Below are 14947 nucleotides of genomic sequence, written 5' to 3'. Positions count from 1 at the left end.
GTGGCTTTACTTTATTGCGATGCTTGCGACGCGCGCCGGCCGCGACGCTCGTGCGCGCCCGAGGCGGCCGCGGCGCCCGGGGGAGCGCTCGCGCCGTGCGCGCCGGACGCGCCACGCGGCCGTTCGGCCGGGATCGTGATCTTCGCGCCTTCGCGCAGCCGGTCCGAACCGTCGGTCACGACGCGCTCGCCGACCGCGAGACCCGACTGGATGCTGGTGCGCTCGCCATCGACCGGGCCGACCTTGACCTGGCGCACGGTGACCGTGTTGTCGGGCTTCACGACGTACACGAAGGCACCCATCGAGCCGTTGAGCACCGCCGAGGTCGGCACGATCACCGCGTCCTTGATCGTATCGACGAGCAGGCGCGTATTGACGAACTGGTTCGGGAACAGGCCGTTGTCCTTGTTCTCGAAGATCGCGCGCAGCTTGATCGTGCCGGTGGTCGTGTCGATCTGGTTGTCCATCGTCTTCAGCGAGCCGACTTCGAGCGGATGCGTGTTGCTGCGGTCGTACGCGGTGGCCGACAGCGACTCGCCGTTGCGCGTGTGCTGGATGATCTGCTGCAGATTGTCTTCGGAGGTCGAGAACACTACGCTGATCGGATCGAGCTGCGTAATCACGACGATGCCGTTGGCGAGGCCCGAGGTCACGTAGTTGCCCGGGTCGACCTGACGCAGACCGACGCGCCCCGACACCGGCGCGGTGATGCGCGCGTACACGAGGTCGAGCTTGAAGCTGTCGACGTTCGCCTGGTCGGCCTTCACCGTGCCTTCGTATTGCCGCACCAGCGACGCCTGCGTGTCGACCTGCTGACTCGCGATCGAGTCTTGCGCGAGCAGCGTCTGATAGCGCTTCAGATCGAGACGCGCGGTGGCGAGCAGCGCCTGGTCGCGCACCAGCGTGCCCTCGGCGTTGCGCAGCGAAATCTCATACGGGCGCGGGTCGATCTGGGCCAGCACGTCCCCCTTCTTGACCATCTGGCCTTCCTTGAAATAGACGTCCTGCAGCACGCCGCTCAGTTGCGGCAGCACCGTGACGGTGGCGAGCGGCGTGACCGTGCCGAGCGCGGTCAGCACGACCGGCATCTCGCCGTGCGTCGCGGCAGCGACGTGCACCGGCTGCGGCATGTTGGCCATCGCGTTCGGACCGCCCCGGCCGAGGCGGCCGCTGCGCGCGCCGCTCTCGGCACCCGGCGCGCTCGCGCCGCTGCCGGGCCCGGCCCACGGATGCCAGCGCCACAGTACGACGCCGAGCACGACCAGCGCCGCGACGATCAGCGCGACGGTGCGGCCGCGGTGGCGTTTCACCGCGCCGGGCGCGCTCGATTGCGCGCCGCTCGCGGACGGCTGGGAAGCGGCAGGGCGTTGGGTTTCCGGGTGCTTTTGTTGTTCGTCCATCGGTTCGGTCAGGTGGCTGGCTTTGTGATGTGAGCCGCCGATACGGTCGCCGCCGTTAGAAAGACGGCGGGCCGGCATATGGTCGGCATGTCAGGCGGTCGTGGCGGCGCGCGCCGCGCAATATTTAGCGCGATGCTATCCGAGGCGCGGGACAGAGATGTTAACGCAATGCGGAATCATCACGGATCGGCGAGGCCTTTTTGACGGCGCTCACGGCTCGCGGCGCGGTCCCGCGACGGGATGCGTGATCGTACGTTGCGGCGTCTGCAACAGTCCAGCCGCGTATTTTTCGGTTAATTACGAAGGTTACAGGATGTTGGCGAATTGTAGGGCAAGGGTGGGCGGGATGCCTTCGTCACTGCACAGACCGCAGGCGGCCGGCGCCGCGTGCGGTCTGGGCGGGGCGCCGCGTTGGCGCCCGTTGCCGCCGCCGGGTCACTCGTCGAGCCGGCGCCCCGGCGTGCCGCCGATCTCCAGCACGATCTTGTCGATGCATTCGAGCAGCGCGGGTGCGGCGTCCGAGATTAGCCATTCGCGCGGACACTGGTCGGCCGCGCCGCCGCAATTGACCGCGTAGCGCTCGCCCGACGGTCCGACGAAGCCGAGCGCGATCGCGTTCAATCCGTTGTACCACTCGCCGGTGGCGATGGCGAAACCGCGTTCGAGCGTGTCCTGGATCGCACTGACGAGACGGCTGCCGATATAGCCCCAATCATCGCCCTCGGCCGTCTGCAGGCCGATGAGCAGACGGTCGCGGTCCGCTTGCGTGAGCGCGGCGAGGTACGCCCGGCCGACGGCAGTCCGCGTCAGGCTCATGCGTGAGCCGATTTCGAGTCGCGATACAAGCACCGCCGAACGCGGCCGGATCGCGTCGATGACGACCATGTCGTAGCGGTCGCGCACCGCGAGATGCACCGACAACGCGGTGCGTTCCGCGAGTTCGATCAGGAACGGCCGCGCTCGGGAGCGGATGTCGAAGTTGCGCAGAAAGCCGTTGCTTAGTTCGAGCACCGACGAGGTCAGCACGAAGCGCTCGCTGTCGGGCAGTCGCACGAGAAAACCGGTGCCCACGAGCGTCGCGGTGATGCGCGACACGGTGGGCTTCGGGATGCCGGTCAACTCGGCGAGTTCGCGATTGCTGAGCGGTGCGTGCGCGGCGGCGACGGCGCGCAATACGGTCAAGCCGCGCGCGAGCGCGGTGACTTCATCGCCCGGGCCGTCTCGGTCTTTGCTGGCGGGGGCTTTAGCGGTGACGGTTTGATTCGGTGCGGATCGGTTCATGCGTTTTTTTGGAACAGTATTTCAGGCTGCTCGTTCGTTAACCTGTTGACGACCGCCCGCGCGGTGCGGGGGCCTCTCCAAACCGGAGCATCCGTTTCATATATTTTTGGGAAAATCATTGTATCGGAAGAAATTGCCGATCGATGAGCGACTATATCTTTTTGCTTGACTTAGTCAGCATAACCATAAAAAATGGAACCTCATTTCGAAAGTCGCCTTTGCCCGCTGCATATGATGCACGCGAGCGGAAAATCCCGGAGTCCAGGATCGATTGCCTGTCCAAAGCGCTTGCGCCTTTCGAAATACCTTCTCTCAGGTTCTAGCACGGCCCTCGGAATGGCTAGAACTTTTAAGGCGTCACGGCAACGTGACGCCTTTTTTTTGTGTCGCAAAAATCGGCACCAAATGCAGGCATTAAATCGCTCCAGCTAAAAAGGCGATACGCAATAATCGCCGATAATCACCCGTCTCATTTTACATTTCGTTTTTATTTGCAAACGCACTAGCTGCGAAAGCGCGCATACCGGTTACGCGATTCAATGAATCATGCTCCGCGAATTGAGCTATGTAAATACTTTCAATGTAAAAAGTAAATTATATTGCTCCGCCTGCTTCTGGTCGTCTTTCATGCGCTCGTCATCAACACCGAGGCAAGGGCTGCGCCATGAGGGGCTTGGCCTCGAAGTTTTTTACCAACCGCTTTAGCATTATTTATCCAATCCAAGTTATTACGCTGATGCTGAGCGTTGCATTAATGTCTGTGAACTCCCATTGGTTATTGCAAATGGGGAATCCCTTTAACCCTGTCGTTCAACATTCCGTCGTGGTCACGAACTGAATTGCGCAGCGAGGCGTCGCCTGTCGCGGAGTACGGATAGCACGAGTGCCGACATGCCGCATATCGCGATCAGCGCGGTCAACGCGTTCTTCCCGGCGTGCACGAGCACCCAGCCGCCGACGGCCGGAAAGCCGAACGCACCGAGCGAGTAAGCGACGATGAACCATGTCAGCGCGGCGTGACGATGGATGGCATTGGAATCGTTGACGGCTTGTTCCTGGATCACGGGATAGGCGAGGCCATAGCCAGTTCCGAACAGCACGGCGCTGGTCGGGTGAAAGAGCGTGTGATACGGAACGGCGAACATTGCTGCAATGCCAAGCAGCATCAACATCAGCACGAGTTTCGTCGTGATTTCACGCCGCGAACTGATCACGAGCCGTCCGAGCAGCCAGCGCGCGAGAACGACCGTCACGGTATAGAAGCTGAAGAACGTGCCGGCGTGCGAGCCAGTGCCCTGAACGAGCGACATCTGGAACGTCAATAAGCCGGAGAAAACACAGGCGCACAAGCCAATCATCGCGATCGAATAAACCGCGCGCGTGCGGAGAATGGCGCCCGAATTCAGTGCCCATGGCTTTTGCGTGTGCGTTGCGGGATTCGGCGACAGCCGTGCGAATGCTTCCAGCATCAACGATCCAGCCATGCACAGCCCCGCGACGACTAGCAGCACGCTTGCAACGCTCCAGTGCAGCGAGCGGATCGCGAACGCGGCTAGCGCCGGCCATGCGCCGATGCCCAGCATTTGTATCGTGCCGAACCGCATGAACCACGAGCCACGATCGGCATTCGTGGTTCGTTCGGCAAGCGCCATTGGAGCGGCGAGACTAAAAGAACCCCAGCCGAAACCGACAAGGAACCCGGGGACGAAACCGATCGCATTCTCTGGCGCGATGACCGTGAAAGCCGCAACGCCCGCGCCCAGGCATAGCGCCGCAATCGCGGTCAAGCGCGCCGCGCCGACGCGCGGCGCGAACCAGTCGGCTAGCGGAAAGCTCACGAACGTGCCGATCACCGCTTGCGCCAACGCAATGCCGGTGTTCAGGTCGGTTCCGCCGGCGGTCCGGAAATGCATCGAGAGCAGAAACGTCGCGCCATAACCGCTGGCGGCGAGCAGCGTGCCGAGTAGAACGAAAAGAGCATGGAATGGTTGCATGCTTCGAACTCTGTTGATCGACAAGGGCAGACATATTAATCCGCCAGCCGGCGCTCAGAGGTTCCAGAATGATTAACCCATACCAAGGTATTAGCTCGCCATCCAGAAATCAGTAAGCCCTGGACATTCCGATCCAGGCCGCTCGACGCGAATTTCCAATACCAAAGTACTAGAGCCTCTTCATTACGCCCCATGTAAGCTTCAGGCTTGACGTGACAGGGATGACCGCATCGCGGCCGGCAATCCGGCGGCTATTCCCTGCAACGGTCGAGTCAGCTATTGAAGTCCAACTGATATCGAGGGTGTCTGCGATGGCCCATTCGCAGACCGTATCGTAGTAGAAGACTATCTTGATGCTAAACACTGAGACCGCGTGGTCCGCTACGACCGCAGCCAACAGAACCGCGGGCATCGTCTATGTCGTAGACGACGACGATTCGGTACGCGAAGCGCTAACGGGTCTGCTGCGCTCGATCGACCTGGAAGTCGACGCGTTCCGCTCCGCTGAAGAGTTCCTCGCGGCGCCCAAGGGCCCGGGACCAGCGTGCCTCGTGCTGGACGTGCGCTTGCGTGGCCAAAGCGGACTGGCGTTGCAGAAGTCGCTATTGACGCAGCAGCGCGCTCCGATGCCCGTTGTCTTCATGACGGGATATGGCGATATCGCCATGACGGTCGAGGCGATGAAAGCAGGGGCCCTGGACTTTCTCACCAAGCCGTTCCGCGATCAGGACATGATCGACGCGGTGGTCGCGGCATTGCAGCGCGACGCACGACGCCTCGAAGCGGATAGCTCGCTGTTCGAGGCTCGCGAACGGTGGGGCGCGCTGACGCCTCGCGAGCGGGAGGTGCTGGTCAACGTCGCGTCCGGTCTGATGAACAAGCAGATCGCTTCCAGAATGCGCATCGCGGAGGTGACGGTCAAGATTCATCGGGGCCAGGCAATGCGCAAAATGAATGTGCGCTCCGTTGCCGATCTCGTGCGTAAAACGGTTGCGCTCGGCGTAGGTCCATCCGGGCAGTAAAGGCGGGTGCGAACGAAGCCCGCAACGTGGCGATCAGCCAACTTCACCGTCTTCAATTCGACCTCAATGCGGCTTTAATCAGCCCGCCTTTCGCGCACCCATTGCATTGCGATGACTTTCGTCGCATGGGATAATCGCGCCACTTTCTGGTCGGCACCAAACTACGCACCTGAACGCAGGTTTCGGCGAACGTTTGAGAATCTCGCGCCTGCTCGCAAAATCAAAACAATGATGGGACTGGCAATTGATTCCGGCATCGTCCTCGATGCGCTGTCCGCGATGGCCTGGACCGCGCTGCCCGACGGTCGGGTCGACTTCGTGAACCGAAAGTGGTCCGAATACACAGGACGGGTGCTCGACACATCATCCGACTTGCAGTGGCGCGACGTGATTTGCGTCGACGACTTGCCGATGCTGCTCGACCGGCAAACCGCCATTCTGGCGTCCGGAGAGCCGGGTGAAATAGCGGCGCGTCTACGGCGCTTCGACGGCCAGTACCGTCGGTTCGTGCTTCAGATCAGTCCGCTGCGTGATGGCGAAGGGCGCATCGTTCGGTGGTGCGGAGTCTGCAATGATGTCGAGGACTTGCGGCGAGCGGAGGAGGCACTGAAGCGAAAGGAGCTCGACCTGCAGTTGATCGTCGAGAGCATTCCCGTGCCCGTCACGGTGATGTCGCCGACAGGCGAAGTCGAAGCTCAGAATCGGCTCACGCTGGAATACTTCGGAAAGTCGTTCGAGGAACTCAAAGCCTGGCGGAGCGGCGGATTCATTCATCCGGAAGACCTCGAGGCGGTGATCGCCGCGCAGGAAGCATCGCTCTCGAACGGCACCGCGCACAATGTAGAGAGCCGTTACCGGCGTGCCGACGGAACCTACCGCTGGTTCAACGTGCGCGGATTTCCGTTGCTCGGCCGGGACGGCAGCATTTTGCGCTGGTTCTTCCTGTCGATCGATATCGAGGACAGCAAGCGTGCGGAAATCACGCTCGCCGCGAGCGAGCGCCACCTCAACGAGACGATCAACGCACTGCCCGCGCTGATCTGGTCAGCGCGCCTGAACGGCACCGGCGAGTTTTACAACCAGCACTACCTCGATTATCTCGGCAGAACGCTGTCGCAGGTGCGAGATTACGGATGGATGGACTCGGTGCATCCGGACGACCGGGCTGGGCTGATGTCGGTGTGGAGCTCCGTGATGGCCAGTCAGTTGCCCGGCGCGGCGGAGGCGCGAATGCAGCGCTACGACGGCCAGTACCGATGGTTTCTGTTTCGCACCAGCCCATTGCGGGACCAGCACGGCAAGGTCGTCAAATGGTACGGCGTCAACATCGACATCGACGATCGCAAGCGCGCGGAGGAGGAGCTGCGGCGCAGCGAAGCATTTCTCGCCGAAGGTCAGGCGCTGGCGCGAATGGGCAACTTCTCGTGGCACGTCGATACGGGCGAGATTGCCTGGTCGGATCAGCTTTATCACATCTTCGAGTTCGAGCCGGGCACTACGGTGACGCTCGATCGTATCGTCGCGCGTTATCACCCGGATGACGTCGGTCTCGCGTTTCAATTGATCGAACAGGTGCAACGCGGCGATAGCGATGTCGAGAGCCAGTATCGCCTGCTGATGCCGGATCAGTCGGTCAAGCATGTGCATTTGCTGGGGCATCGCGCGACTGACCGTCCGGGTGGTCGCGAATACATCGGCACGGCCCTCGATATCAGCCAGCGCCGCCGCTCGGAAGAGGCGCTCGACAAGGCGCGCTCGGAGCTTTTGAATGTCGCGAGGATCACGAGCCTCGGCGCGTTGACGGCTTCGATCGCCCACGAAGTCAACCAGCCGCTGTCGGGAATCGTGACCAACGCCAGCACCTGTCTTCGCATGCTGGCGGCAGTGCCCGCCAACATCGAAGGGGCGCAGGAGACCGCGCGGCGCACGATCCGCGACGGCAACCGCGCGGCCGATGTCATTGCGCGCTTGCGTGCGCTCTTCAGCAAGCGCAGCGTGACGCTGGAGGCGGTCGATCTCAACCATACGGCGCGCGAGGTCGTTGCCCTGATGCAGACCGATCTGGACCGGGCCCGGGTCATCGTGCGCGCGGAGTTCGCGGACGGGCTGCCGTTGGTCGGCTGTGATCGGGTGCAGGTCCAACAGGTGATCATGAATTTGCTGCGCAATGCCGCCGATGCGATGAGCAGCGTCGACGATCGGCCGCGGCGCATATCGGTCAAGACCGAGGCCGACTCCGACGGGATGGTTCGTTTGACCGTGCTTGACTCGGGGGTCGGCTTCGATCCGCAACACGCGGAACGGCTTTTCGATGCCTTTTATACGACCAAGAATGACGGCATGGGCATTGGTCTCGCGATCAGCCGGTCGATCATCGAAAGCCAGAACGGGCGTCTGTGGGCGGCTTTGCCGGATGACGGGCCCGGCGCGAGCTTCGCATTCTGTCTACCCATTTACGGCGGGTAAAGGCGGATAACGGGCATATACATACCTCTGTATGATGGAAGCGCATCGGGGAATCCGGCATTGTCCGGTGTTCGGACCAGGATTCATTCGGAGCCTTTATACGAATCGGCGACCGATATTAGCGAGGTATGCGATGAAGAGACCTGGTGAAACCCAGGGCCGCGTGTCCACGAGCACCCCGCAGGCGGTCCCTGTCGTGTTCGTCGTGGATGACGACGTCTCCGTGCGCGAATCTCTGGAATTGCTGATTCGCAGCGCGGGATGGCAGCCGCAGGTATTCGGATCAGCCCGGCAATTTCTCGCGCACCCGCGTGTTTGCGGACCAAGCTGCCTGCTGCTCGACGTTTCTCTGCCGGATCTGCATGGTCTGGATCTGCAGCGGCAAATCGTGGCCGACCGCGCCGACATGCCGATTATTTTCATCACCGGCTACCCCGATGTGCCCGTTACCGTGCGGGCCATGAAAGCCGGCGCGATCGAATTCTTCACCAAGCCGTTCAACGGTGAAGCCTTGCTCGAGGCCGTTCGCGACGGCATTGAACATAGCCGTCACGCGATCCAAGCGGAGAGCGAACATGCCTCGCTGCGGGCCCGCTATGCCGCGCTGACTCGCCGCGAGCGGGAAGTGATGGCGTTGGTGGTTGCCGGGTTGCTCAACAAGCAGGTGGCGGCCGAACTCGGTATCAGCGAGATCACGGTCAAGGGTCACCGTGGCCGCCTGATGGAGAAAATGGCGGCGAACTCGCTGCCGGAACTCGTGATCATGGCCGCCCAGGTGGGCGGGCAGTTCAGCTCGCGTGTCGGCTCGCCGAAGAGTTTTTCAATCGATTGATACCAAGGTATCGTGGATCGGCCGCCCGGCTTCATGCATGCTTCGAGCCGAGTAGCGGATTCAACGGGACTTGATTGCGGGTAATCATGCTGGTAACGGTGGTCGATGATGACGAAGCGGTGCGGGAATCGCTTCCAGATCTGGTGAGAATGTTCGGTTATGCGGTCAGCGAGTTCCCGTCCGCGGAAGCTTTCCTCGCATCCGAGGTGGTCGATCAGACCGACTGTCTGGTCCTCGACGTCAACATGGCGGGGAAAGGCGGGCTCGGGCTTTTCTGCGAGTTGAAAAGTCTCGGCAAGAAGATTCCCGTCGTCTTCATCACTGCCCACAAGGACGAAGCCATTCGCGAGCGTCTGCTCATGCAGGGCGCGTCTGATTGTCTGTTCAAGCCCTTTAGCGATACCGCACTTCTCGCGGCACTCCAGCTTGCGCTAGGTGAAAACTGAAAGTAGCCCGGTACTTCGGCGCAATACCGAGGCCGTAGCTCCGCGTGCGGATATACCTGCGTATAGGGCGCTAAACCGATCGCCGTATAGTCCGATCCGTTGATCGGATGGTGCCATGTCACGTGTGCCCATAAGCTTGATCGAGTCGACTTTAAACTACTCGAGAGGAGATGGAGCGTGGCAAAACTGATTGACGAACGTCGCCGGCAAATCCTGCGAACCGGCCTTGCAGGCGTTGCGATAGCGGGATCGGGAGTTGCCGGATTGGCTCGCGCGCAGCCGGTGTCCGCGAGCACGAACGCCGCCTCCTTCGGTGAGATTCGCCGGGTTCACGCAAATGGCTTAAGCATCGGCTACGCCGATGTGGGCCCGAAAGAAGGTCCGGTCGTCATCCTGCTGCACGGCTGGCCCTACGATATCTACAGCTTCGCCGAGGTCACGCCGATACTCGTGGCGGCCGGACATCGGGTGCTCGTGCCGTATTTGCGCGGCTATGGTCCGACGCAATTTCTATCGGCGGACACCCCGCGCAATGGCCAGCAAGCCGTTGTCGCCGTCGATATCGTCGCGTTCATGGACGCGCTGAACGTCAGGCAGGCGGTGATCGGCGGATTCGATTGGGGCGCGCGCACCGCCAACATCGTCGCCGCGCTGTGGCCCGAGCGCTGCAAGGCGCTCGTCTCCGTCAGCGGTTATCTGATCGGCAGCCAGGCGGCCAACGAGAAGCCATTGCCGCCGCAGGCCGAGCTGGCCTGGTGGTATCAGTTCTATTTCTCCACGGCGCGCGGCCAGGCGGGCTATGCGCAGAACAGTCACGATTTCAACAAGCTGATCTGGCGTCTCGCGTCGCCGCAGTGGCGCTTCGATGACGCAACCTACGAACGCACGGCGGCCTCGTTCGACAACCCCGATCATGTGGCGGTGGTGATCGACAACTATCGCTGGCGTCTGGGGCTCGCGCATGGCGAGGCCAAGTACGACGACATCGAGAAAAAGCTTGCGCAATCGCCGGCGATCGCGGTGCCGACCATCACACTCGAAGGCGACGCCAACGGCGCGCCGCATCCGCAGCCGGCCGCGTACGCCGCGAAGTTCACCGGCAAGTACCAGCACCGCGACATCAGCGGCGGCATTGGCCACAATCTGCCGCAAGAGGCGCCCAAGGCGTTCGCGGACGCGCTGCTGCGAGTCCAGCGTCTTTAACGGAAGAGTGCGCGAAATGATGCTCGCTCGCTTCGGGGCGCCGCTTGCCGCAGCGGTGCTCGTGCTTGCGGCAGCGGCGAATCAGGGCGCCGCTGCCGCGGATGCAACGAGCGCCGAGTCGCCCATCTACGGCGTGACGATTCCCAAGGGCTACCGGCAATGGCAGATGGTCGCTCCGGCGGAGGAAGCCGCGCCGCTAGACGAACTGCGCGTGGTGCTGGGCAATCCGCTTGCGATCAAGGCAATCGAGAGCGCCACGCAGCCGTTTCCGGACGGAACCGTTCTGGTCAAGCTGGCGTACAGAAAGAAGCAGTCGGACGACTTTGCGCCGGCGACCGTGCCGGGCGAACCGACCACGCTGCAGGTCATGGTGAAAGACTCGCGCCGCTATGCATCGACGGGCGGTTGGGGCTTTGGACGTTTCATCAACGGTGTGCCCGCGGATGCCGCGCAGCATCAGACGTGCTTTGCGTGCCATGCCGCGCTCGTCAAGGATCGCGACTACGTTTTCACGCGATACGCGCGTTGACCTGAACGCCTTTGCGGCAGCTCGCTCGTGATCGTTCGGCTTCGCATGGAGTCATGGGCGCGCCGTCGAGTCCGCCGTTCCCGCTCGGTGAGCCCATAGAAATGCGCCGGCATAGCCGGCGCGATCTCCCACGATGAAACCGGCAGGATCAGGGCGCTGCGTAGAGCGTCAGCTTGCTCGACACCGACTGCACGCCCGGCACTTTCGACGCGACATCCTGAGCGAGCTGGTCCTGCGATTCGTCGAGAATGGTGCCCGCCAGCGTGACCTTGCCCGTGCGCGTATTCGCGAATACGGCGATGTCCGTGTCGTTCAGTTGTTTGGAGCTGAACAGAGCCTCGCGGACCTTCTTCGCCAGTGCGTGATTGGCGGCGCGATCGGCGCGCATCTCCGCGCGAAGCTGCTCTTTGGTCGGAGCGGCGTTGTCGGCGGGGGGCGTCGCGGCTTGTACGAGTGCGGCCGATGACAGCAAAACGGCTAGAGCACCCGTGAGTGCCTTGTGGCGTAACGTCATGGAATCACCTGTTGACGAGGGATTGAGGAGGAGTCTTGAATGTGGGTCTTGCCCGCTCGAAAGCATAGTCTGCTGTCCGTCTCTTCTCTATCAGACATTCGGTGCCGAACCCTATACGGATGTCAACACAGCGTTATACCTTTGGATATGGCTGCGAGCCTGCGCACATGCAATTGCGCGTCAATCACCAATGCGTATTTGTCGACCTGGAGAAACTCATAATGTCCCGTTACAAATAACGAAGTACCAGACAACATGCGGATACAAAGTGCGCGCTAAATGATGCCTGCGTGCATGACCGATCAATCCGACAAAGCGGCATAACCATCGTTCGGATTGGCGAAGACCAACGACGACTCCCGGGAGAATCCATGAAAGAACTTTGGCGCCTGAGTGCAAGCGAACTTGCGACGCGGATCAGGAACGGTGACGTATCGGCAAAAGAGGCCGCGCAATCCGCATTGGAGCGTCTCGAATCGGTGAATCCGGTGCTGAATGCGATCGTTGCGTACCGGCCAGAAGCGGTGATTCAGCAGGCCGAGGCGGTGGACCGCGCGCGCGCTCGTGGCGACAAGCTGGGGCCGCTCGCCGGCGTTCCGGTGACGGTGAAGATCAACATCGACCAGCGCGGCTTTGCGACGACGAACGGAGCGCGCAGTCACGAGAACCTCGTCGCGCAAGTGAACAGCCCGCTCGTCGACAACCTGGAAAAGGCGGGCGCAGTGTTGCTGGGCCGCAGTAACTCGCCGACCTTTGCGTTGCGCTGGTTCACATCGAACCAGGTGCACGGCAAAACCTTCAATCCTCGAGACCGCTCGCGCACACCGGGTGGGTCGTCGGGCGGCGGCGCTGCCGCCGTTGCGGCGGGCATTGGACAACTCGCGATCGGCACCGATATCGGCGGTTCGATCCGCTATCCCGCGTATGCCTGCGGTGTTCATGGAATTCGCCCGAGCCTGGGACGCGTGCCAGCGTATAACGCGACGTGGCCGGAACGCCCGATCGGTCCTCAACTGATGTCGGCGGCGGGCCCGATGGGTCGAACGATCGCGGACCTGCAACTGGGTCTGCTGGCGCTGTCGGCACCGGACGTTCGCGACCCCTGGTATGTGCCGATGCCGCTGGTCGGCGCCGACGCGCCGAAGCGCGCGGCGTTGTGCCTGCGTCCCGGCGGTTTGCGGATCGCTCCGGAAGTCGAAACGGCGCTGCGCGAAGCCGCGCGCAAGCTCGTCGATGCCGGTTGGACGGTCGATGAAATCGATGACACGCCGCCGATTCGCGACGCGGCGCAGGTTCAGGAGCGGCTGTGGCTTGGAGATGGATTCGATGCGCTGGCAAATTCGGTCGAGAGCGATGGCGACCCGGGCGCGGCCGCGGTGGTCGCGGCGGCGCGGCTGAAGGTAGTCGACCTGCCGGTCGATGTCATCAAGGATTCGCTCGTCAAACGTACCACCTTGATGCGGCAGTGGCGGACGTTCTTCGATCGCTATCCGGTTCTGATCCTGCCCGTATCGGCGGAGCTGCCGTTTCCTGACGATCTGGATCGCGAGGGGATCGAAGGGTTCGAGCGCGTGTGGGAGTCGCAACTCACGATGCGAGCGCTACCCGCGATGGGCTTGCCGGGTCTCACGGTCACGACTGATCTGGTGAATGGAGTTCCGGTAGGCGTTCAGATCGTTGCCGCGCATTTCAGGGAGGACCTGTGCCTGCAGGCCGGTCTTGCAATCGAAGAGCGCAGTGCGCCGGTGTCGGTAGTCGATCCGGTAGCGGACTGACCATCCATACACGAAGCCGCGAAACAGAATCGAGCAATGAATGGAAGAAAGGACCATGCGTGAAATCAATGGAGGCTATATCAATGGCGAGTTCGCGCGCTTGCATGGCGCCGAGACCATCGAGTCTCTAAACCCCGCCACTGAGCAACCGATTGCGACGGCCCGGCTCGCCGATCGCGACGACGCCCGAAATGCAATCGCCGCGGCATGTGCCGTTCAGCCATTCTTGCGCGATACGTCGAAAGCCGAGCGCATCGGCATGCTGCACAGCCTGCAGTCAGCGATCCTCGCTCGTACCGACGACATTCGTGAGGCCACCATCGAGGAATACGGCGGCCCATTGGCGCGGGCGCAGTGGGTCAGTCAATACGCGTCCGATTGCCTGTCGAGAACGGCCGACCTGTTGAAGGATTTTCCGTTCGAACGACAGATAGGCGACGCAAGCGTACGTCTCGAACCAGTGGGCGTCTCCGCGCTGATCGTTCCATGGAACAGCATCGCGGGGACGATTTGCAGCAAGCTGGCGTCCGCGCTCGCGGCGGGCTGCGCAACCGTGATCAAGCCGAGCGAGCTGGCTCCTCTGCAGACGCAGGTGGTGACGGAAGCCTTGCACGCAGCGAAGCTCCCTGCCGGCGTCGTGAACGTTGTGCTGGGACGCGGCAGTGACGTCGGCGACGAACTGAGCATCAACCCAGGCGTCAGGAAAATCTCGTTCACGGGTTCGACTTCAACGGGCAAGCACATCGCCCGCGCCGCTGTCGATACGATGAAGCGGGTGAGCCTGTCATTGTCGGGAAAATCGGCGTCGATCGTGTTACCCGATGCCGATCTCGACAGTGCAATTCCTCTCGCGCTGAACGCGGCCTTCATGAACAACGGCCAGGCTTGCGTGAACGGTACGCGTCTGCTGGTTCCGCGGATCAGGTTGAAAGAGGTGCTGTCTCTGGTCGAACGTACGGTTTCGGCCATGCGGGTTGGCGATCCACGCGACCCGGCGACGGCAATTGGGCCGCTGTCGACGCGCAGTCAGTACGAGCGCATCCAGCGGTACATTCATGTCGGCCTTGCGCAAGGGGCTACGCTGGTAGCCGGCGGCGAAGGCCGCCCAGACGGTTTGACCCAAGGCTTCTTCGTCAAGCCGACGGTTTTCGCTGACGTGCATCCGGAGATGGATATCGCGAAAGAGGAAATCTTCGGCCCGGTACTTTGCGTTCTCGCGTACGACTCAGAAGAAGAAGCCATCAGCATAGCCAACGACTCGAGCTACGGCCTGCAGGCCTATGTCTTTTCCGGACGGCAAGAACATGGCGTCGCGATTGCGTCGGCGCTGGAGGCGGGCAGTGTGCTGGTCAATCGCATCGTCCCGGAAACGATGGCGCCTTTTGGCGGCGTAAAGCAGTCCGGGATCGGCCGCGAATTCGGCGTGTATGGCCTCGAGGCATTCCTCGAGCCGAAGTCGATCGTGTCTCCGAAGCACTGATCACG

The 14947-nt window shown here is 62.0% G+C and carries 12 protein-coding genes; 8 read left to right on the top strand and 4 right to left on the bottom strand.

Features of this window, described 5'->3' with window-relative positions; genetic code table 11:
• Positions 1 to 11: 11 nt before the first annotated feature.
• From VSR82_RS15725 to VSR82_RS15715, 3 genes are all read right to left on the bottom strand, one after another.
• On the bottom strand, positions 12 to 1400 hold the full coding sequence (locus VSR82_RS15725) for an MdtA/MuxA family multidrug efflux RND transporter periplasmic adaptor subunit (RefSeq protein WP_368585580.1): 1389 nt from the start codon (positions 1398 to 1400) through the stop codon (positions 12 to 14).
• Between the two features lie 435 nt (positions 1401 to 1835).
• Positions 1836 to 2681 (bottom strand): IclR family transcriptional regulator, encoded by an 846-nt coding sequence (locus tag VSR82_RS15720; RefSeq protein ID WP_368585581.1) that lies wholly within the window; start codon positions 2679 to 2681, stop codon positions 1836 to 1838.
• 827 nt (positions 2682 to 3508) lie between these two features.
• Positions 3509 to 4675 (bottom strand): MFS transporter, encoded by a 1167-nt coding sequence (locus tag VSR82_RS15715; protein WP_498857894.1) that lies wholly within the window; start codon positions 4673 to 4675, stop codon positions 3509 to 3511.
• 353 nt (positions 4676 to 5028) lie between these two features.
• Here VSR82_RS15715 and VSR82_RS15710 point away from each other — a divergent pair, with 353 nt between their 5' ends.
• From VSR82_RS15710 to VSR82_RS15685, 6 genes are all read left to right on the top strand, one after another.
• Positions 5029 to 5697 carry a response regulator transcription factor gene (locus tag VSR82_RS15710; protein WP_410848981.1) on the top strand — a complete coding sequence of 223 codons (669 nt, stop codon included), beginning with the start codon at positions 5029 to 5031 and terminating at the stop codon, positions 5695 to 5697.
• A gap of 231 nt (positions 5698 to 5928) precedes the next feature.
• Positions 5929 to 8163 (top strand): PAS domain-containing protein, encoded by a 2235-nt coding sequence (locus tag VSR82_RS15705; protein WP_429460116.1) that lies wholly within the window; start codon positions 5929 to 5931, stop codon positions 8161 to 8163.
• A 133-nt stretch (positions 8164 to 8296) separates the two neighbouring features.
• Positions 8297 to 8995, top strand: a complete 699-nt coding sequence (locus VSR82_RS15700) for a response regulator transcription factor (RefSeq protein ID WP_410848979.1) — start codon at positions 8297 to 8299, stop codon at positions 8993 to 8995.
• An 86-nt stretch (positions 8996 to 9081) separates the two neighbouring features.
• Positions 9082 to 9441: a response regulator transcription factor gene (locus tag VSR82_RS15695; protein ID WP_368585586.1), complete on the top strand. Its 360-nt coding sequence runs from the start codon at positions 9082 to 9084 to the stop codon at positions 9439 to 9441.
• A gap of 177 nt (positions 9442 to 9618) precedes the next feature.
• Positions 9619 to 10644: an alpha/beta fold hydrolase gene (locus VSR82_RS15690; protein ID WP_429460113.1), complete on the top strand. Its 1026-nt coding sequence runs from the start codon at positions 9619 to 9621 to the stop codon at positions 10642 to 10644.
• 16 nt (positions 10645 to 10660) lie between these two features.
• Complete coding sequence (locus VSR82_RS15685; protein ID WP_429460111.1) at positions 10661 to 11173, top strand: cytochrome P460 family protein; 513 nt, start codon at positions 10661 to 10663, stop codon at positions 11171 to 11173.
• A 148-nt stretch (positions 11174 to 11321) separates the two neighbouring features.
• On the opposite strand, the gene VSR82_RS15680 is transcribed toward VSR82_RS15685, so the two are convergent.
• Entirely contained in the window at positions 11322 to 11687 is a 366-nt protein-coding gene (locus tag VSR82_RS15680; RefSeq protein WP_368585589.1) for a BON domain-containing protein, read from the bottom strand.
• Between the two features lie 371 nt (positions 11688 to 12058).
• Here VSR82_RS15680 and VSR82_RS15675 point away from each other — a divergent pair, with 371 nt between their 5' ends.
• Both VSR82_RS15675 and VSR82_RS15670 read left to right on the top strand, forming a co-directional pair.
• Entirely contained in the window at positions 12059 to 13462 is a 1404-nt protein-coding gene (locus tag VSR82_RS15675; protein WP_429460109.1) for an amidase family protein, read from the top strand.
• A gap of 55 nt (positions 13463 to 13517) precedes the next feature.
• A complete protein-coding gene (locus VSR82_RS15670; RefSeq protein WP_429460107.1) occupies positions 13518 to 14942 on the top strand; it encodes an aldehyde dehydrogenase family protein in 1425 nt (474 codons plus the stop codon).
• Positions 14943 to 14947: the final 5 nt, after the last annotated feature.

The organism is Burkholderia sp. JPY481 (assembly GCF_038900515.1).
Taxonomy (GTDB): domain Bacteria; phylum Pseudomonadota; class Gammaproteobacteria; order Burkholderiales; family Burkholderiaceae; genus Paraburkholderia; species Paraburkholderia youngii.
This window is presented reverse-complemented; position numbering and strand designations above follow the sequence as displayed.

Bases quoted from the DNA above. Each gene is read 5' to 3' on its own strand.
- VSR82_RS15725 (WP_368585580.1), bottom strand. From the start codon at position 1,400: ATGGACGAACAACAAAAGCACCCGGAAACCCAACGCCCTGCCGCTTCC.
- VSR82_RS15720 (WP_368585581.1), bottom strand. From the start codon at position 2,681: ATGAACCGATCCGCACCGAATCAAACCGTCACCGCTAAAGCCCCCGCC.
- VSR82_RS15715 (WP_498857894.1), bottom strand. From the start codon at position 4,675: ATGCAACCATTCCATGCTCTTTTCGTTCTACTCGGCACGCTGCTCGCC.
- VSR82_RS15710 (WP_410848981.1), top strand. From the start codon at position 5,029: ATGCTAAACACTGAGACCGCGTGGTCCGCTACGACCGCAGCCAACAGA.
- VSR82_RS15705 (WP_429460116.1), top strand. From the start codon at position 5,929: ATGGGACTGGCAATTGATTCCGGCATCGTCCTCGATGCGCTGTCCGCG.
- VSR82_RS15700 (WP_410848979.1), top strand. From the start codon at position 8,297: ATGAAGAGACCTGGTGAAACCCAGGGCCGCGTGTCCACGAGCACCCCG.
- VSR82_RS15695 (WP_368585586.1), top strand. From the start codon at position 9,082: ATGCTGGTAACGGTGGTCGATGATGACGAAGCGGTGCGGGAATCGCTT.
- VSR82_RS15685 (WP_429460111.1), top strand. From the start codon at position 10,661: ATGATGCTCGCTCGCTTCGGGGCGCCGCTTGCCGCAGCGGTGCTCGTG.
- VSR82_RS15680 (WP_368585589.1), bottom strand. From the start codon at position 11,687: ATGACGTTACGCCACAAGGCACTCACGGGTGCTCTAGCCGTTTTGCTG.
- VSR82_RS15675 (WP_429460109.1), top strand. From the start codon at position 12,059: ATGAAAGAACTTTGGCGCCTGAGTGCAAGCGAACTTGCGACGCGGATC.
- VSR82_RS15670 (WP_429460107.1), top strand. From the start codon at position 13,518: ATGCGTGAAATCAATGGAGGCTATATCAATGGCGAGTTCGCGCGCTTG.